Here is a 25,439-nt window from a genome sequence, read left to right as displayed (position 1 = left end):
GACTTATTCGGCCAGCGCGGGTTCGGCCAGCTCTGCGCGGTAGAGGATCCATCCCAGCCAGGCCGCACCAATCGACATCGCCGCTGCCAGCAGCAGTTGGTCCACGATCGGCACGCCGCCTTCGGTAAGGCCCATCGCGATTATCGCGCCTGCCGCCATGGCGCCTGAATTCACGATATTGTTGGCCGCCACCGTGCGCGCGGTCTGCGACTTGTCGACCACCGTCGTCAGGAATGCATAGAGCGGTACGACGAACATGCCGCCCGCGATGGCCACGCCCAGAAGGCATAGCATCAGCGGAATGGCGAGGGGCAGGGTGGCAAAGTCCATCACGGTATAGAGCCCGCCTTCGTGCGGCACCCATGCCTTGCACACCAGGTGGAAGGCCACGATGAACAGACCCATGACCACCACCGAAATCGGCGCATAGCGAGCCGAAACCTCGCCCTTCAAAAGCAGGTTGATGGCCATAGACCCGATGGCGACCCCGACCGAGAAGATGACCAGGAACAGGCTGGCCACTTCCTTGCCCGCGGACAGCACGTTCTTGGCCAGCGGGGGGAATTCGATGAACAGCACGGCGCCGATGGTCCAGAAGAAACTGATCGCCATGATCGCGTAGAAGACGCGTTTTTCATCCATCGTCGCCTTCACCACGCGGATGGAGGACCGGATAATGTTGAAGTCGATCGTCTCGCCGGTCGCCTGTGCGGGGGCATCGGGGATCTGGCGTCCCGCGAACCAGCCGATCCCGGCCAGCACCATGATCAGCGCGGCGGCGGCCTCTACCGGGATCCACCCGGCAAGGATCGTCCCGGCCAGAACCGAAAGATAAGTCCCTGCCTCCACCAAGCCCGTGCCCGAAAGAACTTCGCCCTTTTTCAGGTGCTGCGGCAGGATCGCGTACTTGATCGGCCCGAAGAACGTCGAATGGGCGCCAAGCCCCGTCAGCGCCGCCAGCATCAGCGGGATGGCCAGCGTTTCGATCATGATGCCCTGCCAGGCAAGGACGAGACCCGTGGCGCCGACCGCCATGATGCCGATTTCGGCCAGTTTCACGATCCTGACGATCGCGGCCTTGTCGCGCATGTCGGCAAGTTGGCCCGCCAGCGCGGAAAAGAGGACGTAGGGAAGGGTGAACAGCCCCGATGCGATCGCGGAAAAGCGCGCTTCCTCTGCCGTGGAGCTGTACACCTGGTACACCACGAACAACACCATCGCGTTCTTGTAGAGATTATCGTTGAACGCGCCCAGCAACTGCGTCGTAAACAACGGTAGGAAGCGTCGACGCGACAGGAGTTTGGTGGACATCATCATGCGGGGGGAGTTCTACAGTCCTTAACGGGTCGCGGATTAGGCACAAGTCCCGGATACGCTTTTGTGCGCGGCGCTTTCACGCTATGCGCCGTTATCGGACATAGCTTGAGATAATGCTGACACTTCCAAACCTCCTGACGCTTTCGCGCATTTTCGCGGTCCCGCTGCTGGTATTTTTCCTCTGGTGGCCGGACTGGACCGTGGGCCATTGGCTGGCCTTCGGGCTTTATTGTGTCGCGGGCATTACCGATTTCTTCGACGGCATGCTGGCCCGGGCCAGCGGGCGGGTCAGCCGGCTGGGCATCTTTCTCGATCCGATCGCGGACAAGATCATGGTCGCGGCCGTTATTCTGGTGCTGGTGCACACTGGCATCATTCCCTCGATCCATGTCCTTGCCGCTCTCGTCATTCTTCTCAGAGAGATAATGGTCTCGGGGCTAAGGGAGTTCCTTGCAGGGGTGCAGGTTTCCGTTCCGGTGTCCCGGTTGGCCAAGTGGAAGACGACGTTTCAGATGGTTTCGCTGGGCGCGCTGATCCTGTCGGGTGCGCTGCCGACGATCGATTTCGTGTACTGGACGGGGATCGGCTCGCTTTGGGCCGCGGCGGCGCTGACGGCGCTGACGGGCTGGGATTACCTGCGCATCGGCCTGCGTCACATGGATTGAGGCCCAGGGGTGCTCAAACAAAAAGGGCGGCAGCCTTTCGGCCACCGCCCTTCGTTTTTTCATCTGGTTCGGATCAGCGGGCGCGAACCGCGCTCTTGTGCGCGCCGACACCGTTTGCGCCCTTGGGCTTGAAGCGCCGCTTGCGTCCCATGTCGTCGCGCGGCTGACCGTCGCCGCGGTTTTCCTTGGCCTTGCGCGCCTTGCGCTGATCGAAATCACGGTTGCTGCCACCGTTCTTTCCTCCGCGCGGCTTGCGGGCCCCGCGGTCAGAACGATCGCCATATTCGGCACCGGCCGGCTTGCGGCTGGGCTTGGGCAGGCTTTCGGCGCGCTTGGTGAAATTCTCGACCAGCGGCATCGGCGTCAGGCGCACGCCCGTCAGCTTTTCGATGTCGCGGATATAGGGCTTTTCATCCGGCGCGATGTAGCTGATCGCAACACCGTCGGCGCCGGCGCGTGCGGTACGGCCGATGCGGTGCACGTACTGTTCGGGCACGTTGGGAATTTCGAAGTTGAAGACGTGGGACACGCCCGTCACGTCGATGCCGCGCGCTGCGATATCGGTTGCGACCAAGACAGGAACGTTGCCGGCGCGGAACCCGTCAAGCGCGCGAGTGCGCTGGGCCTGCGTCTTGTTGCCGTGGATCGCGGCGGCGTTGATGCCGGCGGCGGCAAGATGGCGCACGACGCGGTCGGCACCGTGCTTGGTGCGGGTGAAGACCAGCGTCTTTTCGATTTCGCCGCTGGCAAGGCCTGCCTGAAGCGAAAGGGTCAGCAGAGCCTGTTTTTCAGCCTGATTGACGAAAGTACCGTACTGTTCGACACGCTCTGCCGTGGTTGCCTGCGGGGCGACCTCGACCTTGACCGGATCGTTGATGAAGCGGCGCGACAGGTCGGCGATGTCCTTGGGCATCGTCGCGCTGAAGAACAGCGACTGGCGATTCTTGGGAAGCAGGTTGGCAACGCGGGTCAGCGGCTTGATGAAACCGAGGTCCATCATCTGGTCCGCTTCGTCGAGCACGAAGATCTCGACATCCTTGAGCGTCAGGGCGCGCTGGTCGATGAGGTCGAGCAGGCGGCCGGGCGTCGCCACCAGCACGTCGGTGCCGGGCACCAGTCGGCGGGCCTGCTTGCCCACCGGAACGCCGCCGAAAACGCATTCGACGTTGATCGGCAGGTGCTTGGCATAACGGCTCATGTTTTCCGCGATCTGGGCGGCCAGTTCGCGGGTCGGCGAAAGCACCAGCATCCGGCACGAGGCGGGATTGGGCTTGTAACCCTGTGCGGCAAGGCGATGGAGCGACGGCAGCGAGAACGCGGCGGTCTTGCCGGTGCCGGTCTGCGCGATGCCCAGGAGGTCGCGGCCTTCCATAAGGGAAGGGATCGCCTGGCGCTGGATCGGCGAAGGCTCGGTATAGCCTTTTGCTTCAAGCGCGCGGAGAATGGGCTCGGCAAGGCCGAGTTCTTTGAAATAGGACATTGAATACACTCGCATTGGCGCTGCCGGCCATGATGGCGGCGCGCGGGGGTCCACAAAGGCGACCCGTGCGTGATTGGGGAAGCTTTACGACAGCGACCGTCGATCTGCCGCGGGCCACTCCACCATGTCTATCGGCGGGCGCTCACGCTGGCGGCTGATGGCAGGGTGCTGCCGTCGCTGGATGCGCAGATAGTTGCTGCGCCTGCGAAATGCAATCGAATTCAGCGCTCGGTACTGTTCGGCTGCGGAATAAGGATCAGCGTGCCGTCCTCCACGCTCCATTTCTGAAGGCGGGACAGGAAGTTCATGCCCAATACGTTCATGCCGTTCATCGACGGCGCGATGACCGCTCGCAGGTCCTCGGCATGGATGGTCCCGGTCTCCAGCGTGTCGATGCTGGTCAGGTGTGCAGGTGCGGTGCCGTTGGCGGTTTCAAGGCGGACGGTGCCCGTGACCGAACTGGCCGTAAGCCCAGCGGCGCGCGCGGTTTCGGGCGAAATCGCGGTCAGGCTCGCGCCGGTATCGACAAGGAAGCGGGTGGGGTGCCCGTTGACCTGCGCCTCGATCCAGTAGTGCCCGTCGCGTGATAGGGGGATATGCGTTTCCTGCCCCTCGACGACCTGTTCGGGCACACCCAGTTGCGGCATGGCAAGGTCTGGGTTCAGGCGGGCAATGTCGATCACGGTCATGACCAGCACGGCGACCAGTGCGAAACTGCCGAAGCCGCGCATCAGTCCGCCGGTCTTCGGCATCGATTTGACCAGCGCGCCGCCGACCATCGATATGCACAGCGCGATCAGCGCGATGGCCAGCAGCGGATAGCTGGCGAATACCTCCCCATAAGGCAGGCTTTCAAGGAAGGTCACGAAGCGATCCATGACGCGTTTCTAGCCGCTTGCGCCTTTCGCCAGCCTGACCGCGCTTCACGTTTGGCATCGTCAGGCGAGATGGGCGATTTCCTCTGCCATGATCTCTCTTGTCCGGGTCTCGTCCGGGAAGCCTTCGTCGATCCAGCGGCTTTCCACGGTTTGCAGGACTTTCGCCACTTGCGGCCCGGCGCCAACACCTGCGGCAACGATTTCACCGCCCTTGATGGGCAGGCGGGGCACCTCCCAACCAGCGAGGTCGCCGACCGAGGAATCGAGCAGCAACAGCCTGTCGCGGGCGATTTCCATGCCCAGCTGATAGGCAAGCGCACGGGGATTGAGGGTATCCTTCTCCGTCCGCGCGGCGTCCAGCTTGATGCGCTTTTTCTGTGCATTGGATAGGCGCAGGCGCGACGCGACTTGTTCGGCGATGGCCGGATCGGGCGGCAGCAAGGCCGCAAGACGCCGGATAGCGTCCGGTTCGACCCCGCCTTCACGTTCTGCCGTCACCAGCCTAGCCAGCCGGTTCACCTGGACCCCGCCGGATTCGGGCAGGACGACCGCCAGAACGCCCAGTTCGGCCATGCGTGCGATCGTGGGCGAAGGATCAGGCAGGGCCAGCAGGTTCTGTATCTCCCAGCCGACACGTTCGCGCGACAGGCCCTTCAGCGTCGCGGCCAGTTCTCGGCAGGCATCCGACGCCTCGGCATCCGCAGGTTCGCTGCCGAAACGGGCGTGGAAGCGGAAATAGCGCAAGATGCGCAAATGATCCTCGCGGATGCGTTCGCGGGCATCGCCGATGAAGCGGACCTTGCGCGCCGCAAGGTCGTCCAGCCCGCCGAAATAGTCGGACACCTCGAACGTTTCGGGATGGGCGTAGAGCGCGTTGATCGTGAAATCGCGGCGTGCGGCGTCTTCCTTCCAGTCCGTGGCGAAAGCGATCGTCGCGCGGCGACCATCGGTGGCGACATCGCGGCGCAGCGTCGTCACTTCGACAGGGCCGCTGTCCAGAATGGCGGTGACGGTGCCGTGTTCGATCCCGGTGGGAACGGTGCGGATGCCCGCGTTCTTCAACCGCAGCACGACTTCGGCCGGCTGGTGACGCGTCGCCAGATCGACGTCGTGCGCCTCTAACCCCATCAGGGCATCGCGCACGCATCCGCCGACATAGCGGCATTCGTCCGCGCCCAGCGCCGTGACGAGCGAGGGCAGGTCGGGGCGCTTCGTCCATTCCGCATCGGTGATCGGCTTCATCGCATCGTCTCGTGCCAGCGCAGACGCCGCGAAAGGTTCGCCAGGATCGCGCCCGTCACGCCCCAGATGCGGTGCCCGCCCCATTCCATGTCGATGAAACTGCGGTTTCGGCCCTTCCAGAAGATATGGTTTTCCTTGTGATTGGCCGGATCGAGCAAATGGGAAAGCGGTGCTTCGAACCACTCGTCCACTTCGGCCGGATTGGCGCGCAAGTGAAGGTCCGGCGGCACCGTCGCGAGCACGGGCGTTATCGAAAAGCCGCTGGCCGAATTGAACCGGTCAGTCGTGCCGATGACATGGACGGCCGATTGCGGCAGGGCGATTTCCTCGTGCGCTTCGCGCAGCGCGGCCTGCACCGGCGTTTCGCCGCGATCCAGCTTCCCGCCGGGGAAAGCGACCTGGCCGCCGTGACTGCGCATCTTGCTGGGACGTTCGATCAGCAGGACGCCGGGATTGTCGGGCCGTTCGGTCACCGCGATCAGGACGGCTGCATCGCGGGCGGTGCCGTCGGCCAGCCCGCCTTCGTCGCGCAAGTCGGTGATCTGCTGGCTATGCCCGGCCAGGTGCATCGCGGTCAGCCGGTCGCGGATCGAACTCATTCGCGGCCACCGGGCATGAGCGCAAAACTTTGGCCGCAGCTGGTGACCGCAAGCGGGTCATGGCCCTCTGCAATCGCGATTTCGGCAAGCTGGGCGTAAGTGGAACGGTCCAGCCGCGCCTCAAGCCCGTCCCGCACGGTCACGTAGATCGCGGGGGTTTCGGCATCGCCGCGCACGACGACGGGGTGGTCGCCATCGGCAGTCACGAATTCGTCGGTGTTGAGGCGAAACGTGATGGCGCGCGTCCCGTCTTCGTCATGGACGCGGACATCGGTGGCGATGAAGGGCGCGTCCTCAACCTCGATCGAAAGCTTCTGATAGGGGACGACAAGCCAGTATCCGTCCCCCTCGCGCCGCAAGAGTCCCGAAAAGGCGCGCACCATGGCATCGCGGGTAATCGGAGACCCGTCGTGAAACCAGCGCCCGTCGGCAGCGATACGCATGCCGCTATCGCCGGTCATTTCCGGGTTCCATTGCGAAACGGGAGGCAGCTTGCGCGCAGCAACCGCATCGGCCACTTCGGCAAGTGTCATTCCGGCAAGGTCTGATGGAACGTCGTACGGCATCTTTCGGGTAAAGCGATGCCAGATCGCTTCAGTTCCGCCAAGGCCCCAACATTCCCTTTTCGGGGAGGATTGCCGGATTGGCGCAGCGGACCAGCAGTCGCGAAGGCTCCCACGGGCCGGGCGCGGCCCAGCCGCCGGTATGCTGGGCGGTGAAACCGAAGAAGCGGCCGTAATAGTCCGCATCGCCGATCAGGACCTGTGGCAAGGGGCCGGACGCTGCCTTCGTGTCGTCGAGCGCGGCCAGCGCGGCCAGCGTCAGTGCCTTGCCGTATCCCAAGTCCTGATGTCCGGGCAGAACCGCGACAGGCCCCACCATCACCATCGGGTGGGCACGTCCATCGGCATCGGTCAGCGCCACTGGCCAGCACTGGATCGTGCCGACGAGATAATCGTCGTCATCGAGCGCGGCGAAAGACAGGCCGGGAAGCCAGTCCATCCCTTCGCGCACCTTGTACGCCGTGCGCTTCTGACGCTCCGGCTCGAAAGCGCGGTCGAGCAGTTCCTCGATCAACTTGGGATCGACCTGGTCGAGAGGGATGATCGTGGCCATGCGCTTAAAGGGTGCCCCAGCTGTGCGAATGGGGCGCGCCGATAGGGCCGGGGGCGGCCCCTGTCGAGAAATATATCGAGAAATATCGCGGCCGAGCCGCTTGGCGGCCCTTACGGCGACAGGGCTTCCGGGCCCTTTATCCGGCGGTGCGCGGCGTCAGTTTCCACAGGCGTGCACCGTCCTTGTCCTCGGCGATCCAGATTGCACCGTCGGGGCCTTCCTCGATCGCGCGTAACCGCCGGTCGAAGCCGTACCGTGCCGCTTCGTGCGGGGCGGTGCCTGCCATGTCGATATCGACGAGGGATTCGATCGACAGACCGGGGACAAGAAGATGACCCTTCAGCTGCGGGAACATCTTGCCCGAATAGAACAGCATGTCGCCGGGCGCGATGACCGGGTTCCAGCTGACGGCCGGGGCCGCGAATTCGGGGCGTGTCGCGTGATCGGGGATCGCGCCGCCGTTATAGTGGACGCCGTTCGACACCACCGGCCAGCCGTAGTTCTTGCCGGGTTCGACCCGGTTCAGCTCGTCACCGCCCTTGGGGCCGTGTTCGATATCCCAAAGCTGGCCCGAGGCGTCGAAGGCAAGGCCAAGCAGGTTGCGGTGGCCCCAGGACCAGATCGCCGGATCGCCCGCACCGTCCGCAAGCGGGTTGCCGGGTGCGGGAGTGCCGTCGGGCAGGAGCCTGACCACGGTGCCCAGGTTGTTCGAGGTATCCTGCGCCGGGTCCATCTTCTGGCGGTCCCCGGACGAGATGAAAAGGTATTCGCCGTCGGGTGAGAAAGCGAAACGGTGTGAGTAGTGCCCGCGGCCGCCCACTTTCGGCTGACGCCAGAAGACTTCGAAATCCTTGATCGTGCAGGACGAAGGTTCCGTGCAGGAAAGCGTGCCGCGTCCCGCCGCCGCGCCGCGGGTGTCGCCATTACCGGCTTCGGCATAGGACAGATAGATCGTCCGGCCGTCGATGGTGTCGCCGCTCTCCGATGGCAGGAAGGCCACGTCGCCCAGTCCGCCCTGTCCGCCAAAATCCACGCGCGGAACGCCGCTCACCGATATCTGGCGGCCCGTTGCCGTGTCGATGCCGATCAGCGTTCCGCCCCTCAGCGTCATCATCAGGATGTCGGTGCCGGGCACGAAGGACAGGGCCCAGGGTTTATCGAACGTGCCGAATTCCTGCATTGCGAACGCTTGGTCCGCAGGGCCGGGTTCAAGCTGCCATGCGTTTTCGACAGCCTGTCCACCGTCCCCGGCGTTCGAAGGCATGCCGCAGCTTGAAAGCAAGGCGGCGACGGGCAAAAATGCGATTCTGATGTTCATTGTCCAACTTGTCCGTAAGTCCTTGGTCAACACGCTGATCGCAAAGGCGTTCCTGCGATGATGCCGGTTGTCGGCGTGGACGAGGCGGGCCGCGGTCCGCTGGCCGGGCCGGTGGTGGCCGCGGCGGTCGTGCTGTGCAAACCGCGGCCATCCGGGCTTGGCGATTCCAAGGTGTTGAGCGCGAAGAAGCGCGCCGAACTGGAAGAGGTGATCCTGCGGCGCTGTCATTGGGGCATCGGCGTCGTCGAGGTCGAGGAGATCGACCGGCTGAACATCTTTGGCGCGACCATGCTGGCCATGACGCTGGCAACAGAGGCGGTATGCGCCAAGATCGGCTGCGACCCGATGGAAGTGCTGATCGACGGAAACCTGACGCCGCAGGGCCGCCGCCCCGAATGGCGCTGGCCGGCCCGCGCCATCGTCAAGGGCGATGCGAAGGAACCGTGCATTTCGGCCGCTTCGATCATCGCGAAAGAGCATCGCGACCGTCTGATGAGAGAGGCCGCGAAGGCGCATCCGCATTATGGCTGGGAACGGAATGCCGGTTACGGGACTTCCGAACACATGGAAGCACTGCGCCTCCACGGACCGACCCCGCTGCATCGCCGCAGCTTCGCCCCGGTCGCGCAGCTGGAAATGCCATTATAGTTTGAGAAGGATTGCCCATGCCCGGATTTACCGCCGCCGACGTCCCCGACCTTTCGGGCCGCACTTATGTCGTGACGGGGGCGAACACCGGGCTGGGGTTCGAAGCGACCCGCGTTCTTGCCGCAAGGGGTGCGCAAGTCGTGCTGGTCTGCCGCAGCGAGGACAAGGCGCGCGAGGCCATGGGTCGCATCATCGCCGAAACGCCCGGCGCAAAACTGGACTTCGTGGAACTCGACCTTGCCGATCTCGACGCGGTGAAGCGTACCGCCGATGTCCTGTCGCAGCGTGAAGACCTCGACGTGCTGGTCAACAATGCGGGCGTGATGATCCCGCCGCTTTCGCACACGGCGCAGGGTTTCGAATTGCAGTTCGGCGTCAACCACCTCGGCACTTTCGCCCTGACCTCGCACCTTCTGCCCAAGCTTGCGCAAGGGAAGAACCCGCGCGTTATCGTGACATCCAGCATCGCGCATCGCAGCGGCCAGGCAGTATGGGGCGATCCCAAGGCCGAGGAGAGCTATTCGCGCGTTCAGCGCTATTCCGACAGCAAACTGGCCAATGCGCTTTTCTTCGTCGAACTGGCGCGGCGGCTGGAGGCCAGCGGATCGCCCGTCATCTCCGTCGGCTGTCATCCCGGTGTCGCGTCGACCGAACTCGGCCGGCACATGGGCTTTGCCAGTGTCGCGATGAAGCTTGTCGGTATGGTGCTCAACACCGCCGAACAGGGGGCCGTTCCGACTTTGCAGGCCGCCACCGATCCCGGCGCGGCGAACGGTGACTATTACGGGCCTCGCGGTCTTCGTGAGATGAGCGGACCGTCGGGCACGGCATTCCTCACGCGGCTGGCGCGCGATCCGGGTGCGGCGCAGTGGCTTTGGCAGCGTTCGGTCGAACTCACCGGCGTGGACCCGAACTTGCCGCCGGTCTGATATCCGCCTGCCTTACGTCTGGTTGAAAGCTTTTTCCTTCAGCGATGCGCAATAGGCACCGGCGAAAGCTTCCAGTTCGGCCGGATCGGCGGGCAGTCCGCCCTTTTCGTCGGAGGCAGAGCCGAGCTCGTCGCGGCTGTTGACCCGCGGGAAAGGCTTGTCCGGCACGTCCGCGCCCAGGAATGAGCAGAGCGGCTCCCACCCTTCCTTCGGGTGAAAGACCAGCAGGCGATCTTCGGGCAGGCCCGCGATCACCTCGTCGTTGCGGCGCTTGTACCAGTCGGTCATGAACGCGCGGTCGCGGACCTTGTCGCCGAAGGGCGCAAAGATCGTGCCCGCCATGAACTTCTCGATAGGAGAGCCCTTGAGGCTGTCCATCATGCGCGGCGCGAAGATCGTCTCGCTCACGCTGTCGAACCAGCTGTCGGGATCGCGGACCGTCAGCACGACCTTGGCCCCGGGATAATAGTCCGCCAGTTCGCGCCAATAGGTGCAGGCGGGATAGTCCGTGGTGGAACGATAGCCGTCGAATATCGCGTCCCAGTCCGGCTTTCCGTCGACTACGTCTAGCCACAGCGGGATCGAGCGGCGCGCCCCGCGAAACACCTCGACCATGTGGTAGCATGGCCCGAAGCCGATCTCTTCCAGCGCGAACTTCGTCGAGAACGTGGCGTTGCGGCCAAGACCTGCGCCAATCACTTCCAGTGCCATGCATATCCCCCTTGGGGCGCCCCCTGCGCCAGGGAGCGGAGCATGCTTGCCGATCCGGCGCGCATCAAGCGAATTGTGGTTCGGGCGAGTCTTCGATGTCACACCACACGATGTTGAGTCCGCGATTCTTACATGGACTCAAGATGATGTGCCTGACTGTTGCGACGCGGACTCACCTGACCCGCCAAACCGACCCGCCCGCCGCAATCGGTGCTTGACCGCGAGTCCCACAGGAATCACCATGGGTTTTCCACAGGGGGTTCCACATGGCGACGGTTCTGCTGAACACACCCTCGCGCGTCGAAGAAAAGAAGCGCGAGACCAAGATCGAAGTGCGCAAGGACCTGCCGATCGGGCAGATCCTCGATGGCGACTGCATTGCCGCCATGCGCACCATTCCGGCCAATTCGATCGACATGATCTTCGCCGACCCGCCCTACAACCTGCAACTGGGCGGCGACCTGTCGCGCCCGGACGGCAGCGCGGTCGACGCGGTGACGGACGACTGGGACAAGTTTGACAGCTTTGCCGCCTATGACGCCTTCACCAAGGGCTGGCTGGCAGAGGCGCGCCGCATCCTGAAGCCGAACGGCTCGCTTTGGGTGATCGGCAGCTATCACAACATCTTCCGCGTCGGCACGGCGATGCAGGACGCAGGGTTCTGGGTGTTGAACGACATCATCTGGCGCAAGTCGAACCCGATGCCGAATTTCAAGGGCACGCGGTTCACCAACGCGCACGAAACGCTGATCTGGGCGAGCATGGGGGAGAAGGCGAAATACACCTTCAACTACCGTGCGATGAAGACGCTGAACGATGAATTGCAGATGCGTTCGGACTGGGTCTTGCCGATCTGTAATGGCCAGGAACGGCTGAAGAAGGGAGGCACCAAGGTGCACCCGACGCAAAAGCCCGAAAGCCTGCTTTACCGCGTGATGCTGGCGACGACCAATCCGGGCGATGTCGTGCTGGACCCGTTCTTCGGCACCGGCACGACCGGCGCGGTGGCCAAGCGCCTCGGCCGCGAATGGATCGGGTGCGAACGTGAAGGCAATTACCGCGAAGCCGCGCTGGAACGCATCGAGATGGCCCTGCCGCTCGACGAATCCGCGCTGAAGACGATGCAGTCGAAACGCCAGGCCCCGCGCGTCGCGTTCGGGGCGCTGGTCGAGAACGGCTATGTCCCTGCCGGGACGAAGCTGTTCGACAAGAAGCGCCGGTTCAGCGCCGAAGTACGGGCCGACGGGTCGCTGGTTTCGGGCAAGGAGATGGGATCGATCCACGGGCTGGGCGCATCGCTACAGAGTGCACCTTCGTGCAACGGGTGGACTTTCTGGCACATGGAAACGGGCGGGCAGGTTCAGCCCATCGATGCGCAGCGCCAGCTCTACATCCTCGCGACCGAGGACTGACGCCAAAGGCAGGGGATAGGGGCCGATCTTCATTGGCCTGAAGCAATTGGGCCGTTATTGCGCTTTGCCATGCCCAAGCTTTACATCCATCCGCTGACGTTCGCACCCTCGCCGCAGGCGATCGAGGGGGCGGACGAAATGCCCGGCGCGATCCGGCTGGCAGGCACGATGTGCTATGCCCGCGATTTCGCGCTGATCGTCCGATCCGACGCGGGCCACGTGCAAAGCCGCGACATCGTGCAGGCACCCGACGTGGCCGCTGCGCTGGCAAAGTTGCCCGCCGCTTTGGTCGAGGAAGGCGAGCGGCAGTGGTCGAACCTGCGCATGGCGCATCCGGCGATCGAGCTTCAGTTTCCCGACGGCAGCGGGCGGACGATCCGTATGGATCAGCCGCAAGTCATGGGCATCCTCAACGTCACGCCCGACAGTTTTTCGGATGGCGGCACGTTCGATGACGATGTCGATACGGCGGTGGGCCGGGGCGTCGACATGCTGGAGGCCGGGGCCGCGATCATCGACGTGGGCGGGGAATCGACCCGTCCCGGTGCCTCCACGATCTGGGAAGGCGACGAAATCCGGCGCGTCATTCCGGCCATCGAACGTCTTGCCAATGGCGGGGCCGCCGTTTCCATCGACACGCGCAAGGCCGCAGTGATGGAAGCCGCGCTTGAGGCAGGGGCGCGCATCATCAACGACGTGTCTGGCCTGCAATACGACAAGCGCAGCGCCGAAGTCGCGGCCGGGTCGAGCTGTCCGGTTATCATCATGCACGCGCCGGGTAAGGGCGATGACCTGCACGCGGGTGGCAAGTACCAGAACGTGGTGCTGGACGTTTTCGACGACTTGCGCGCGCGCCGCGACGCTGCAGTGAAAGCGGGGGTAAAGCGCGACAACATCATCCTCGATCCCGGTGTCGGCTTCGGCAAGACGCTGGCCGAAAACCTCGCGCTCATCAATTCGCTGCCGCTGTTCCATGCGCTGGGGCATCCGCTCCTGCTCGGCGTCAGTCGCAAGCGGTTCATCGGTGCGCTCTCGAACGAGGCTCCTGCAGACAAGCGGCTTGCCGGATCGCTGGCGGTGGCGACGATGGCGCTGGACATGGGCGTGCAGATCCTGCGCGTTCACGACGCGGCCGAAACGGTTCAGGCGATGCATGTCTGGCGGGGCCTGCGCGACGGCGCGTTGACGGATTTCTCCCAGCTTCCGCAATGAGCGGGGTGATCGACGCCGCCACTGCCGTTCGTCGGATCGCGGAGTGGGCCGGGCTGCGCGAACTGGATTTCCGGCATGACGCGACTTTGGGTCACGGCGCGGTGTTCAGCCGGTGCGGGCGCTATCGCTACCTTCTTTGGCGCGATGCGGCGGCGGACCGGGAAATGCTGGCCATCGCCATGCTCAACCCGTCAAAGGCCGATCACTTGTCCAACGACCCGACCATCGCACGATGCCATTCCCGCGCGCGGGAGGCAGGGGCGTCATTGCTGGTTTGGAACCTGTTCGCCCTGCGCGAAACCGATCCGCTCCGCCTCAAAAAGCGGCGCGGGCCGGTGGGCAGGCACAACGACGATGCGACGCGGCTGGCGCTGGACCTGGCGGCCACGACCATCGCGGCATGGGGTCTCCACGGCGCGCATCGCGGGCGGGACGGCGAAGTCGCCATTCTGTGCAGGAATGCGACGCTAAACTGCTTCGGCACGACAAAGGAAGGCCATCCGCGCCATCCGCTCTACCTTCGTAAGGACGTGACGGCGCAGCGCTGGACGGTCAGACCCTGAGACTGGCTCCGCCGTCGCTGAGCAGGGCCGTGCCGGTGATGTTGGCGGCAAGGTCGGAAAGCAGAAACCCGATCGACGCGGCGATCTCGTCGGTTTCGGGCACGCGTTTCAGAAGCGTTCCCTTGGCCAGTTCGCCCATCATCGCGGCGCGGGCATCCTGATCCCCGTGCAATGATCCGGTAATGTCCGCCTTGTCCCAGATCGCGGTGTCGACCGGGCCGGGGGCGATGGCGTTCACGCGAATACCTTGCGAAGCGCCTTCGGCAGCGGCGACGCGCATCAGCTGCAGAACGGCGGCCTTGCTGGTCGCGTAGGCGGCGGTTCCGGGATAAGGCTTTGTCCCCGAGACCGAACTGGTCACGACGATCGATCCGCCGTTATCGGCCATTGCCTTCATGACGCGGCGCAGGCCCAGGAATACGCCGTCGACGTTGACGGCCATGCATTTCTTCCATTCGGCAATGTCGCTGTCGACGATGGACTTGCCGCCCGGCGCGATCCCCGCGTTCAGCAAGGCGCAGTCGACCGTGCCAAGATCGCGCATCCCGATGGTCCACAGCGCGGCATCGGACACGTCCCCGCCGATCCGTACGGCTTCGCAGCCAAAGACCATCGCGTCGAGCGCGGGGCGGTCCATGTCGACCAGCACCAGCTTTGCCGCGCCATGCGCGTCGAGCCAGCTGGCCACGGCCGCGCCGATGCCGGATGCCGCGCCCGTAATCAGCGCGGTCTTTCCGGTAAAATCGAAATCAGGTGTCATGCGCGGCAGCTAGCCGCGATCAGGCGTCGCCATCAAGCGGCATTGTCGATGCCGAGATCGCCCAGCTTGCGATAGAGCGTCGACCGGCCGATGCCGAGGCGGCGGGCCACTTCGCTCATCCGGCCGCGATAGTGGCCGATGGCAAGGCGGATTACGTCGGCCTCGATGTCTTCCAGCGAGCGCAAGTGCCCGTCCGCGCCGAACAGCGTGATGCCGCCGCCATGGACCGGAACCGGCGCGGCGGCGGTCTCTCCGACGATGTCGAACAGCTGCGGGAAATCCTGCATGGTCAGCGCGTCGCGGTCGCAGAAAACGGCGGCGCGGAACAAGACGGCCTGAAGCTGACGCAAGTTGCCCGGCCACTCATAGCCCTCGAGAAGGGCCAGCGCCTCGTCCGTCACGCCCAGCCAGCGCAAGCCCGGCTGTTCACCGATGAGTGCGAGGAAGTGGCGGGTAAGCGGGGCAACGTCGCCCGTGCGTTCGCGCAGCGGGGGCAGGGCGATCGTCGCCGTACCGAAGGCATCGGCCAGCGCCGGGGCGATGACGCCCTGTGCGGCCAGCAATTGCGGATCGTCCGCCGCCGTCGCGATGACGCGCACGTCCAGCCGGAAGCTGTGTGAGGCGCCCACTGGTCTTGCTTCACCCGTTGCGATCGTCCGGGCCAGCCGTTCCTGCAGGGCAGGGGGCAGCCGTTCGATGTCATCGATCAGCAGCGTTCCGCCATCGGCATCCTGCAGGGCGCCGCTCTTGCGGCTGAACGCGCCGGGAAAGGCCCCCTTTTCATGGCCGTAGAGCGCCGATTCGAGGTTGCCAGGGCTCATCCCCGCGGTGTGGAGCACCACGAAGGGAGCCTTGGCGCGCGGACTGGCCGAGCGCATGGCGCGGGCGAGCAGTTCCTTGCCGGTCCCGGCCTCTCCGGCGACGATCACGGGGCCGTGCCCGCGGGCTGCCTTGGCCGCACGGGCAAGCGCAGCGCGGAAATTGGGGGCCGATCCGATCATCATGTCGAAATCGAGCGAGGCCTCGATCTTTTCGGCCAGCGGGGCAAGTTCGTCCCGGATGACGTCGGAATGGGTCGAGCTTTCAAGGGCGTAGAGCAGGCGTTCCGAGGCGATCGGCTGCATCAGGTAGTCGGTTGCGCCCGCGCGCATCGCCTCTACGGCCAGAAGCGGTGAGGCGCTTTGTGTCAGAAACAGGATCGGCAGGTTCGGCGCGGCCTCGCGAATCGTCCCGATGACCTGGCAACTGTCGTCGCCAGCGACCTCGCTGTTCAGAAGCAGCGCGCAGACATGGCCGTCATCGACGCGGGCCAGCCGCGAAATGGCGGCGCAAACGTCGGAGACGGATTGCGTGCGCCATCCGGCGCGCGCCGCGATGGAGCTTACGAGACGCACTTGTGCAGGGTCGCGGTCGACCACTAGCAGAAGGCGCAGTTCGTCTTCTTCCATGCCGTTTCCCTCATTCCGCCAGGCAGGATGCCGGCGGCGTTCGAGGAAAATAAATAAACGGACATCGTAAACAATGCCTTTAAATCCCACGAAGATCTTACCCGGAGCTGCCATTCGTGCGGGTCGTGATGCGCAAAGCGGCGTTCATCGCCCAAGCTGCACTGCCGGACCGGCGACGGCCCTAGCAGATTTCGCAGGGCTTGTGCGCGCCCGGTTCGCGGGATAGAGCCAAACGCCCCGCGGGTTCGGCCCGCAGGGACTGGTTATCGCCCGCCCGCAACCGGATCGGGCGCAATAGCAAGGGGAATACGGACAGCCATGGCTACCAAGGACAACATGAAGGCCGCCCGCTCGACTTACGAGGGCTTCATCTCGATGACGAAGTGGGGCACGATCGCGTGCGCAATCATCGCGGCCATCGTCGTAATGATCATCGCCTGATCGGCTGCTGACCCATGGAGGGAACGGGGCAGGGGCCAATCATCGCCGTCGTGGCGGAACGCGCGGTCGGAGAGACGCGCGTCGCAGCGACACCGGAAACCGTTAAGAAACTTGTGAAACTCGGCGCGACGCTGAAGGTCGAAAGCGGTGCGGGGCGTCATGCCTCGATCTCCGATGCCGATTTCGTCGATGCCGGGGCAAGTGTCGGCGACCTTGCCGCGACCGTGAAGGACGCGGACTGGGTGCTGGGCGTTCAGGCGCCCGCCGTGCTCGACCTTGCCGGGGCGAAGCCTGGGGCGAAAGTCGCCGCGATCTTCGATCCGTTCCGCAATCGCGACGTGATCGACGCCTATTCGGCCGCCGGGTTCGAGACATTGTCGATGGAATTCATGCCGCGCATCACGCGTGCGCAGTCCATGGACGTCCTGTCGAGCCAATCGAACCTTGCCGGATACAAGGCCGTTCTGGTCGCTGCCGACACGTATGGCCGCGCCTTCCCGATGATGATGACCGCGGCGGGTACGATTACCGCTGCCAAGGCCTTCGTCATGGGTGTCGGCGTCGCCGGGCTTCAGGCGATCGCCACCGCTCGCCGGCTTGGTGCGCAGGTTTCGGCCACCGACGTCCGATCCGCTACGAAAGAGCAGATCAAGTCGCTCGGCGCGAAGCCGATCTTCGTCGAAAGCGTCGAAGGGATCGAGGGCGAAGGCTCGGGCGGCTATGCCACCGAGATGAGCGACGAGTACAAGAAGGCGCAGGCCGAGCTCGTCTCCAGCCACATCGCCAAGCAGGACATCGTCATCACCACCGCGCTGATCCCGGGGCGGCCCGCGCCGCGCCTGATCACTGACGAACAGATCGCCTCAATGCGTCCAGGTTCGGTCATCTTCGACCTTGCCGTCGCACAAGGCGGCAATGTCGAGGGCAGCGTGCCTGACGAAGTGGTCGAGAAACACGGCGTGAAGATCGTCGGGTTTTCCAACACGCCCGCGCATCTTGCCGCCGACGCTTCGGCGCTCCTTGCTCGCAACTTCTTCAACTTCCTGTCGGCCTTCTGGGACGGTGAGAAGAACGAAGTTGTGCTCGACGAGGAGATCGGCGACGCCATCCGGCTGACGAAGGACGGAAAAGTCGTCAACGAACGGCTGACCGCGTGATCCGGCGCGATCTGCCGGGCAGGGATAACGTCCCGACCGCGCAGATCGCAGGATTTTCGGGCTACTTTATAGGGCAGGTGCAGCCAGGACGCTGACCGGCCAAGGGGGAAATCATGGATTTCATCGCTATCCTCTCGATATTCGTGCTGGCGTGTTTCGTCGGTTATTACGTCGTCTGGTCGGTTACGCCGGCGCTTCACACGCCGCTGATGGCGGTGACCAACGCGATCTCGTCGGTCATTATCGTCGGCGCGCTTATCGCCGCGGCCGAGGCCGGTAGCCCGGCTGCCAAGTGGCTGGGCCTGATCGGCATCGTGCTGGCCAGCGTGAACATCTTTGGCGGCTTCGCGGTCACCGAACGCATGCTCGCCATGTACAAGAAGAAAGAGCGTCCCGCTCCGAAGAAGGAGGCGAACTGATGAGCCTTTCTTCCTTCCTTTCGGTCGTCGTCGAACAGATCGACATTATCGAAGCACCTGTCGCGGCAGTGGCGCATGCGGTGAACCCGTGGGTGGCCTTTGCCTACCTCGTTGCGGGCGTGTGCTTTATCTTCGCGCTGCGCGGGCTGTCGCACCCCACGACCTCGCGCAAGGGCAACCGCTATGGCATGATCGGCATGACCATCGCGGTCGTCACCACGCTGGTCACGCACGACATCGCGAGCCTTCCGGAAATCATCGTCGCCATCGCCATCGGCGGCGGCATCGGTTTCATCATCGCGCGCAAGATCGCGATGACGGACATGCCGCAGCTGGTTGCCGCCTTCCACTCGCTCGTCGGTCTTGCCGCCGTGCTGGTTGGCTGGGCCGCCTATCTCAACCCCGGTGCTTTCGGTATTCTGGGTGAGGGCGGGGCGATCAGCCCGGTCAGCCGCGTGGAAATGGGCCTTGGTATCGCCATCGGTGCGATCACCTTCTCCGGCTCGATCATCGCGTTCCTGAAACTTGCAGGCAAGATGAGCGGCGCGCCGATCATGCTTCCGGGGCGTCATGTCATCAACCTGGGTACGCTCGTCGCGATCCTGGGCCTGACGGTCTATTTCACGCAGGACCAGTCGTTCTGGATCATCGCGGTCATCACCGTGCTGGCCTTCATCATCGGCTTCCTGCTGATCATCCCGATCGGCGGCGCGGACATGCCGGTCGTGGTCTCGATGCTCAACTCGTATTCGGGCTGGGCCGCGGCGGCGATGGGCTTTACCCTCCACAACACGGCCATGATCATCACCGGCGCGCTGGTCGGCGCATCGGGTGCGATCCTGTCGTACATCATGTGCAAGGCGATGAACCGCGGGTTCCTCTCGGTCATCGCGGGCGGATTCGGCGCGGATTCCAGCGGCGGTGGCGGCGGCGCTGCCCAGACCGACCGTCCGTGGAAACGCGGCAGCGCCGAAGACGCGGCCTTCATGATGAGCCAGGCCGAACAGGTCATCATCATTCCCGGCTACGGCATGGCCGTCGCGCAGGCACAGCACGTGCTTCGCGAGATGACCGACCTGCTGAAGGAAAAGGGCGTCACCGTGAAGTTCGCGATCCACCCGGTCGCGGGCCGTATGCCCGGTCACATGAACGTGCTGCTCGCCGAAGCGAATGTGCCCTATGACGAGGTCTTCGAGCTGGAAGACATCAACGGCGAATTCGCGCAGACCGATGTTGCCTTTATCATCGGCGCGAACGACGTCGTGAACCCGGCGGCGAAGACCGACAAGTCATCGCCCATCTACGGCATGCCCGTGTTCGAGGTGGACAAGGCCAAGCAGGTCTTCTTCATCAAGCGTTCGATGGGCGGTGTTGGCTATGCCGGCGTCGACAACGACGTCTTCTACATGGACCAGACGATGATGCTGCTCGCCGACGCGAAAAAGATGGTCGAGGAAATCAACAAGGCCCTCGCCGACTAAAAAACGCATTTTGCGATTAACCATGGTTCGCCGCCGGGAAGGGACAGAACGTTTCTCTTCGGCGGCGAATTTAGTTTCATCTGATGCTAAATGTGATTGCGTCCTTGAAATGACCGGTTAGTCTGATCGCTCCCCCGGGGATCGGGGAACTATCAGGGAGACTATCAGGGTCATGCATTCCAAGGGACTGATTTTCGCGGCACTCGCAGGTGCCAGCCTCATCGCCATGCCAGCAGCGGCAAAGCCGGCCGAAGCCAACGGCGCAAAGCCGATCGCCAACCAGTATATTTGCGTCTTCCACAAGGGCGCGGTCTCCAAGAACCTCGTGAAGGTTGCGGCAGAAGGCGCAGTGCGCGGCAACGGCGGCCGTGTCATGCACACCTACAAGAACACGATCCGCGGCTTCTCCACTTATATGCCTGAAAAGGCGATGGAGCGGATGAAGGCCAAGAACCCCGGCATCGCCTATTGCGAACAGGACCGAGTCTTCTCGCTCGGCCCGATCGACGTGACGCCGATGGCTCCGCCCGCCGGCAAGGGCCCGGGCGGCGGCGGCGGCGGCGGCGGCGGCGGCGGTGAAACGCTGACGCACGACGACGGCGATCCGGAAACGCCCTACGGCATCGACCGCGTCCACGGCGGCGAATCCTACACCGGCACCCATGTCGCCTACGTCATCGATTCGGGCATCGACCTCGACCATCCCGATCTCGTCGTCGACACGGCCAGGAGCCGCGACTTCACCGGTGAAAACAATGGCGGCCAGGACCTGAACGGCCACGGCACGCACGTCGCCGGGACCATTGCCGCGAAGAAAGACGGCAAGGGCGTTGCAGGCGTTGCCGCCGGTGCTACGGTCATCGCGGTCCGTGTTCTCGATTCCAGCGGTTCGGGCGCCTACTCGGCCGTTATCGCGGGCGTCGACTATGCCGGTGGCGGCAAGCCGGGCGACGTCGCGAACATGAGCCTTGGCGGCGGTTTCTCGCAGGCTCTGAACGATGCGGTCGTCGCTGCGTCTGAAGGCGGCGTGCTCTTCGCGCTGGCTGCCGGTAACGAACGTGCCGACACTTCGCGCAAATCGCCTGCCAGCGCCGAAGGCCCGAACATCTACACGATCGCGGCCATCGACAGCACCGACAGCTGGGCCAGCTTCTCGAACTATGGCGACGAAGTCGACTTTGCCGAACCGGGCGTCGGTATCGTCTCGACCTACCTCGACGGCAAATTTGCCTCGCTCAGCGGCACCTCGATGGCATCGCCGCACGCGGCGGGCATCCTGCTGTGGGGCGAAGGCATCACGGTCGAAGGCGGCGTGACCCGCCGCAAGGACAGCTACTCGATCGGTATCCTCGGTTCGGGACCCGCACCGCACAACTGATCGTACCGCGTCTTGCCCCTTTGATCGAAAAAGGGGAGGACACAGGCAAAACGGGGCGGCGCGTCGCTGGACGCGCCGCCTCTTTTGTTCGTAGAAGTGCACTGCAACATGAAGAATGAGGGAATCGGACATTTGCGCAAGCTGGGCGTAATCGGCGGCATGAGCTGGGTTTCGACCCGCGACTACTACGAAGACATCAACCGCATCGTGCAGCGGAAGGTCGGTGCGCACTCGTCCGCGCCGCTTTTGATCGACAGTCTCGATTTCGCGCCCCTCTACCGGCTGTCCAATCGCGAGGACTGGGACCGCGCGGCAGAGGCGCTGATCGCGTCGGCGCGCAGGCTCGAGGCTGCGGGGGCAGAGGCGCTGGTGATTGCCGCGAACTCCATGCACTGCGTCTATGACCGGGTGTCAGAGGCGGTTTCGATCCCGATCCTGCACATCGCGGACTGCGTGGCCGATGCGATCATCGCCGAGGGCAAGACCAAGGCTGCGATCCTGGGCACGCGCAATGTCATGATGGAAGATTTCTATCGCCGCCGTCTGGTCGCGCGCGACATCGAACTGCTGCCCCCCGAAATGGACACGGTCGAGACGATGGACCGCATCGTTTACGAAGAGGTGATGCTGGGCAAGGTTCGGCGGCAGAGCGAAAGGGCGCTGCGCACGATCATCACCAACCTCGAAAAAGACGGGGCGGAGGCGATCGTGCTGGCCTGTACCGAGCTGAACCTGATCGTCCATACCGAAGCGAACGTCCTGCCGATCTTCGATGGCGCGGCCATTCACGCCAAGGCCGCGGCGAACTGGATTTTGGGCGAGAGCTGATCGGCTCTTCAAGTCGTGACGCATTTGGCCTAGGGCGCGCGGATGGAAACGCTGGCTGCTCCTGACGATCGAGGCGAGGCCATTGGCTATCGCGCGCGCTATGCCGCCGATCCCGCGCTATCGCGCGGGCGCGAATTCGGTGAGCCGGACGGCGGCGTGCGCGGCCCGCGAAGCGCCTTTCAGCGCGACCGTGACCGCATCATCCATTCGATCGCCTTCCGCCGGATGAAGCACAAGGCGCAGGTCTTCGTCGCGCCCTATGGCGATCATTACCGCACGCGCCTGACCCACAGCCTTGAGGTCGCGCAAGTCGGCCGCGTCATCGCGCGCAGTCTTGGCCTCGACGAGGATCTGACCGAGGCGCTGTGCCTTGCCCACGATATCGGCCATGCGCCGTTCGGCCATGCAGGTGAAACCGCGCTGGACGCCGCGCTGGCCGGGCAGGGCGGGTTCGATCACAACGCCCATACGCTGCGCACGCTGATGCGGCTGGAAAGCCCCTATTGCACGCACGAGGGGCTGAACCTTTCGTGGGAGGCGCTGGAAGGTCTTGCCAAGCACAACGGGCCGGTCCCCGATGACGGGCCGCTGCCCTGGGCGCTGGAGGAATTGAACGCGGCATTCCCGTTCGATCTGGGCCGCTGGTCCTCGCTTGAGGCACAAGTGGCCGCGGTTGCCGACGACATTGCCTATGACAACCACGACATCGAGGACGGCCTGCGCGCCGGTTTCATCGATCTCGACCAGCTTCTGGCGATGGACTTCATTGCCGAACAGTGGCGCGCGATCGAACGGCGCTTTCCCGGCACGCCGCGCGAAAGGCTTCAGCGCGAACTGGTGCGCAGCCAGATCGGCTGGATGGTAAACGACGTCATTGCCGAGACGAAGGGGCGCATCGCCGACGCCGGGGTCGAAACCGCGCTGGAAGTCCGCATGGCGGGCCGCGCGCTCTCTGGCTTTTCACGCGGGGTGAGCGAGGCCGAACGCGTGCTGAAGCGGTTCATGTACGACAATGTCTATTACCACCCGGCGCAGAAGCGGACTGCCGACCTTGCCGTCGACCTGCTGAAACGCCTGCACGCGGCGTATAGCGCCGATCCCGCGCTGCTGCCCGATGACTGGCAGGCCGCCTTGCCCAAGGCGCAGCCTGCCCGTGCGCGGCACATCGCGGACTTCATCGCAGGGATGACTGATCGTTACGCCATCCGCCGCTACACCGACCTGTTCGGCGCGCCGCCGGAGGAGCTCAGCAATGTCTGAACGGCTCGTCCTTATCGGCGCGACCGGCCTTGTCGGGATGAGCCTGATCGGGGAAGCGCGCAATTTCACCAATGTCCGGCTGACCGCGCTGTCCCGGCGCGAAGCACCGCTGCCGCCGGGCGCACGGATGGAGATGATCATCGCCGATCCCGCCAACTGGCCGGGCGCGATCGCGGACATGAAGCCCACGGTGCTGGCCTGCGCGCTGGGCACGACCTGGAAACTGGCGGGTAAGGACGAACAGGCCTTTCGTGCCGTGGACTACGGGCTTGTCGTACAGTGCGCGAAGGCCGCGGCCTATGCCGGAACGCGGCAAATGGTGGCGGTCAGTTCGGTCGGCGCCGATGCCCATGCCAAGGCATTCTACCTTCGCGTCAAGGGCGAGATGGAAAACGCGCTTAACAAGATGGATTTCGCGCGTGTCGACATTCTGCGACCCGGCCTGCTGCGCGGCCCGCGCGGCGGCGAACGGCGCAGGGGCGAACGGTTGGCCATGATGGCCAGTCCCGTGACCGACCTGATGCTCCACGGCCAGTATCGCCGTTTCCGCTCCATCAAGGCAGAGGACGTGGCGCGTGCCATGCTCGCCCTGGCCGGTGAAAAGGCGGAGGGTCGTTTCGTTCACGACAACGACGCGATCTTGCGCGCACCGGCGCTGACCCTTGCAAAACGGCGGATTAAGCCCACGCACGGGGCATTGGCCGATTGACTCGGCGCCCCCGCGCAGACAAAGCCGAAGCCAGTCGCTGACCGCGCGGGAGAGCGCAGGTGATTCGCATATGTGAAGTACCTGCCGCCGAAGGAGCAACCGCCCCGGAATCTCTCAGGCACAAGGGACCGTGCCGGTCGATAGCGACGCTCTGGAAAGCGTTCCTGCCAGTTCATGGCATGAACCACCGAAGGGGTAACTCCGATCCTTTTTTGGGAACGGGGGAAAGCTCTCAGGTTTCCGTGACAGAGGGGGCCGCGGGTTCGCAGTTTGCGGCCCGATGGCCTGCCGATTGTAAACGGAGCTTGCAAGTTGAGCGATAACGAAGCCGAAATCGAAACGATCGAAAGCCTGCCGCTCGATGCGTGGCACCGGGAACGCGGCGCGCGCATGGTGCCTTTCGCGGGCTATTCGATGCCGATCCAGTACGAAGGCATCCTTGCCGAACATAACTGGACGCGCGAAAACGCGGGCCTGTTCGACGTATCGCACATGGGCCAGCTTTCTGTGTCCGGTCCGGACGGCGACATGGCCGCCGCGGCAGAGGCGCTCGAGGCGCTGATGCCGGGCGACTTCTCTGCGCTGAAGACCGGACGCATGCGGTATTCGATGCTGCTCGATGAAGAAGGCGGCATCCTCGATGACCTGATGGTAACGAACGCGGGCGAACACTACGCGCTGGTCGTGAACGGCGCGGTGAAGTGGGACGATATCGGCCACCTTCGCGAATACCTGCCCGACGAAATTACCCTGACCCACCATGACGAACAGGCGCTTCTGGCGCTGCAGGGGCCCAAGGCGGTCGACGCGATGGCCCGTATTGCCCCGGTGGCGCGGGACCTGTCGTTCATGCAGGGCACTTACGCCAAGTGGGGCGACGTTCCGCTCTACATCACGCGCAGTGGCTATACCGGCGAGGACGGGTTCGAAATCTCCGTCCCGGCGCAGCAGGTCGCTATGCTGGCCGACGCGCTGACCGAGATGGACGAGGTCAAGCCCATCGGCCTTGGCGCGCGTGACAGTCTGCGGCTTGAGGCGGGCTTGCCGCTCTATGGCCACGATATCACCGAACAGACCGACCCGGTCAGCGCGGACCTTGCTTTCGCCATCTCCAAGAAGCGGCGCGAGCAGGGCGGTTTCCCTGCCGCTGGAAAGATAGTCGAAACGCTGGCCAAGGGGCCAAGCGCGAAGCGCGTCGGCATGACGATCGACGGCCGCATGGCCGCACGCGAAGGGGCGCCGATCTTCGCGGGCGACGCGCGGATCGGAACTGTCACCAGCGGCGGCTTTGCCCCCACGGTCGGCGGCCCTATCGCCATGGGCTATGTCGAGGCAGGGCACGCGCTTTCGGGCACGAAACTGCAGATCGAGGTGCGCGGCAAGATGCTCGACGCGACCGTGACCGACATGCCTTTCGTTCCCCACCGTTATTACCGCAAACCCAAGGCCTGAGCAGGAGCTTCGATGC

General features: G+C 64.3%; 26 protein-coding genes and 2 riboswitches. Of the genes, 15 read left to right on the top strand and 11 right to left on the bottom strand.

The genetic code is table 11. The features are described from left to right. Positions 1-3: 3 nt before the first annotated feature. The gene (locus FAX90_RS03105) at positions 4-1,317 is read right to left on the bottom strand and encodes an MFS transporter (RefSeq protein WP_144095433.1); all 1,314 of its coding nucleotides are present in this window, start codon (positions 1,315-1,317) and stop codon (positions 4-6) included. 113 nt (positions 1,318-1,430) lie between these two features. Between FAX90_RS03105 and pgsA the strand changes: the two genes are divergently transcribed. Beyond that, a complete protein-coding gene (pgsA, locus tag FAX90_RS03100; protein ID WP_144095431.1) occupies positions 1,431-1,982 on the top strand; it encodes a CDP-diacylglycerol--glycerol-3-phosphate 3-phosphatidyltransferase in 552 nt (183 codons plus the stop codon). Between the two features lie 73 nt (positions 1,983-2,055). Here the strand turns inward: pgsA and FAX90_RS03095 are convergent, their stop codons facing one another. The 7 genes from FAX90_RS03095 to FAX90_RS03065 all read right to left on the bottom strand — a co-directional run bounded on the left by FAX90_RS03095 (position 2,056) and on the right by FAX90_RS03065 (position 8,561). Further along, positions 2,056-3,462: a DEAD/DEAH box helicase gene (locus FAX90_RS03095; protein ID WP_144095429.1), complete on the bottom strand. Its 1,407-nt coding sequence runs from the start codon at positions 3,460-3,462 to the stop codon at positions 2,056-2,058. A 221-nt stretch (positions 3,463-3,683) separates the two neighbouring features. Further along, positions 3,684-4,340 carry a retropepsin-like aspartic protease family protein gene (locus FAX90_RS03090; RefSeq protein ID WP_144095427.1) on the bottom strand — a complete coding sequence of 219 codons (657 nt, stop codon included), beginning with the start codon at positions 4,338-4,340 and terminating at the stop codon, positions 3,684-3,686. A gap of 60 nt (positions 4,341-4,400) precedes the next feature. Then, a complete protein-coding gene (locus tag FAX90_RS03085; protein WP_144095425.1) occupies positions 4,401-5,582 on the bottom strand; it encodes a CCA tRNA nucleotidyltransferase in 1,182 nt (393 codons plus the stop codon). Next, on the bottom strand, positions 5,579-6,181 hold the full coding sequence (locus tag FAX90_RS03080) for a CoA pyrophosphatase (RefSeq protein WP_144095423.1): 603 nt from the start codon (positions 6,179-6,181) through the stop codon (positions 5,579-5,581). The genes FAX90_RS03085 and FAX90_RS03080 overlap by 4 nt, the downstream gene beginning before the upstream one ends. Continuing rightward, complete coding sequence (locus FAX90_RS03075; RefSeq protein WP_144095422.1) at positions 6,178-6,747, bottom strand: DUF1285 domain-containing protein; 570 nt, start codon at positions 6,745-6,747, stop codon at positions 6,178-6,180. The genes FAX90_RS03080 and FAX90_RS03075 overlap by 4 nt, the downstream gene beginning before the upstream one ends. A 28-nt stretch (positions 6,748-6,775) precedes the next feature. Beyond that, positions 6,776-7,297, bottom strand: coding sequence for a GNAT family N-acetyltransferase (locus FAX90_RS03070; protein WP_144095420.1), 522 nt, complete (start codon positions 7,295-7,297; stop codon positions 6,776-6,778). A gap of 136 nt (positions 7,298-7,433) precedes the next feature. After that, positions 7,434-8,561 (bottom strand): PQQ-dependent sugar dehydrogenase, encoded by a 1,128-nt coding sequence (locus FAX90_RS03065; RefSeq protein WP_240704690.1) that lies wholly within the window; start codon positions 8,559-8,561, stop codon positions 7,434-7,436. Between the two features lie 114 nt (positions 8,562-8,675). On the opposite strand from FAX90_RS03065, the gene FAX90_RS03060 reads away from it, so the two are divergent. Continuing rightward, positions 8,676-9,263 (top strand): ribonuclease HII, encoded by a 588-nt coding sequence (locus FAX90_RS03060; RefSeq protein WP_144096811.1) that lies wholly within the window; start codon positions 8,676-8,678, stop codon positions 9,261-9,263. 17 nt (positions 9,264-9,280) lie between these two features. After that, positions 9,281-10,192, top strand: a complete 912-nt coding sequence (locus FAX90_RS03055) for an oxidoreductase (RefSeq protein WP_144095416.1) — start codon at positions 9,281-9,283, stop codon at positions 10,190-10,192. A 12-nt stretch (positions 10,193-10,204) separates the two neighbouring features. Here FAX90_RS03055 and FAX90_RS03050 read toward each other — a convergent pair whose 3' ends face one another. After that, a complete protein-coding gene (locus FAX90_RS03050; RefSeq protein ID WP_144095414.1) occupies positions 10,205-10,903 on the bottom strand; it encodes a sulfotransferase family protein in 699 nt (232 codons plus the stop codon). A gap of 266 nt (positions 10,904-11,169) precedes the next feature. On the opposite strand from FAX90_RS03050, the gene FAX90_RS03045 reads away from it, so the two are divergent. From FAX90_RS03045 to FAX90_RS03035, 3 genes are all read left to right on the top strand, one after another. Next, on the top strand, positions 11,170-12,315 hold the full coding sequence (locus FAX90_RS03045; protein WP_144095411.1) for a site-specific DNA-methyltransferase: 1,146 nt from the start codon (positions 11,170-11,172) through the stop codon (positions 12,313-12,315). A gap of 69 nt (positions 12,316-12,384) precedes the next feature. Beyond that, positions 12,385-13,527 (top strand): dihydropteroate synthase, encoded by a 1,143-nt coding sequence (gene folP, locus FAX90_RS03040; RefSeq protein ID WP_144095409.1) that lies wholly within the window; start codon positions 12,385-12,387, stop codon positions 13,525-13,527. Beyond that, on the top strand, positions 13,524-14,090 hold the full coding sequence (locus tag FAX90_RS03035; RefSeq protein ID WP_144095407.1) for a DUF1643 domain-containing protein: 567 nt from the start codon (positions 13,524-13,526) through the stop codon (positions 14,088-14,090). The genes folP and FAX90_RS03035 overlap by 4 nt, the downstream gene beginning before the upstream one ends. Here the strand turns inward: FAX90_RS03035 and FAX90_RS03030 are convergent. Beyond that, positions 14,080-14,850: an SDR family NAD(P)-dependent oxidoreductase gene (locus FAX90_RS03030; RefSeq protein ID WP_144095405.1), complete on the bottom strand. Its 771-nt coding sequence runs from the start codon at positions 14,848-14,850 to the stop codon at positions 14,080-14,082. The two genes, FAX90_RS03035 and FAX90_RS03030, sit on opposite strands and share 11 nt — an antisense overlap. Before the next feature lie 32 nt (positions 14,851-14,882). Next, on the bottom strand, positions 14,883-16,298 hold the full coding sequence (locus FAX90_RS03025; protein WP_144095403.1) for a sigma-54-dependent transcriptional regulator: 1,416 nt from the start codon (positions 16,296-16,298) through the stop codon (positions 14,883-14,885). Positions 16,299-16,616: 318 nt separating this feature from the next. Between FAX90_RS03025 and FAX90_RS03020 the strand changes: the two genes are divergently transcribed. From FAX90_RS03020 to gcvT, 9 genes are all read left to right on the top strand, one after another. Then, positions 16,617-16,739: an aa3-type cytochrome c oxidase subunit IV gene (locus tag FAX90_RS03020; protein ID WP_144095402.1), complete on the top strand. Its 123-nt coding sequence runs from the start codon at positions 16,617-16,619 to the stop codon at positions 16,737-16,739. Between the two features lie 14 nt (positions 16,740-16,753). After that, entirely contained in the window at positions 16,754-17,896 is a 1,143-nt protein-coding gene (locus FAX90_RS03015; RefSeq protein ID WP_144095400.1) for an NAD(P) transhydrogenase subunit alpha, read from the top strand. 113 nt (positions 17,897-18,009) lie between these two features. Further along, positions 18,010-18,315 (top strand): NAD(P) transhydrogenase subunit alpha part 2, encoded by a 306-nt coding sequence (locus FAX90_RS03010; RefSeq protein ID WP_144095398.1) that lies wholly within the window; start codon positions 18,010-18,012, stop codon positions 18,313-18,315. Further along, positions 18,315-19,796, top strand: coding sequence for an NAD(P)(+) transhydrogenase (Re/Si-specific) subunit beta (locus tag FAX90_RS03005; RefSeq protein ID WP_144095396.1), 1,482 nt, complete (start codon positions 18,315-18,317; stop codon positions 19,794-19,796). The genes FAX90_RS03010 and FAX90_RS03005 overlap by 1 nt, the downstream gene beginning before the upstream one ends. Positions 19,797-19,968: 172 nt before the next feature. Beyond that, entirely contained in the window at positions 19,969-21,174 is a 1,206-nt protein-coding gene (locus FAX90_RS03000; protein WP_144095394.1) for a S8 family peptidase, read from the top strand. 108 nt (positions 21,175-21,282) lie between these two features. Next, entirely contained in the window at positions 21,283-22,002 is a 720-nt protein-coding gene (locus tag FAX90_RS02995) for an aspartate/glutamate racemase family protein (protein ID WP_240704689.1), read from the top strand. Positions 22,003-22,044: 42 nt separating this feature from the next. Continuing rightward, positions 22,045-23,262, top strand: coding sequence for a deoxyguanosinetriphosphate triphosphohydrolase (locus FAX90_RS02990; RefSeq protein ID WP_144095392.1), 1,218 nt, complete (start codon positions 22,045-22,047; stop codon positions 23,260-23,262). Next, entirely contained in the window at positions 23,255-23,971 is a 717-nt protein-coding gene (locus FAX90_RS02985) for an NAD(P)H-binding protein (RefSeq protein WP_144095389.1), read from the top strand. Before FAX90_RS02990 ends, FAX90_RS02985 begins: the two co-directional genes overlap by 8 nt. A 36-nt stretch (positions 23,972-24,007) precedes the next feature. Then, positions 24,008-24,112, top strand: a riboswitch (glycine riboswitch). Next, positions 24,113-24,230, top strand: a riboswitch (glycine riboswitch). Between the two features lie 53 nt (positions 24,231-24,283). After that, complete coding sequence (gene gcvT / locus FAX90_RS02980) at positions 24,284-25,423, top strand: glycine cleavage system aminomethyltransferase GcvT (protein ID WP_144095387.1); 1,140 nt, start codon at positions 24,284-24,286, stop codon at positions 25,421-25,423. The last annotated feature ends 16 nt before the right edge of the window (positions 25,424-25,439 follow it).

Origin of the sequence: Croceicoccus sediminis (assembly GCF_007570835.1) — a bacterium.
GTDB lineage: Bacteria > Pseudomonadota > Alphaproteobacteria > Sphingomonadales > Sphingomonadaceae > Croceicoccus > Croceicoccus sediminis.
Note: the sequence above shows the minus strand (reverse complement) of the source record. Positions and strands in the feature narration are given on the sequence as shown.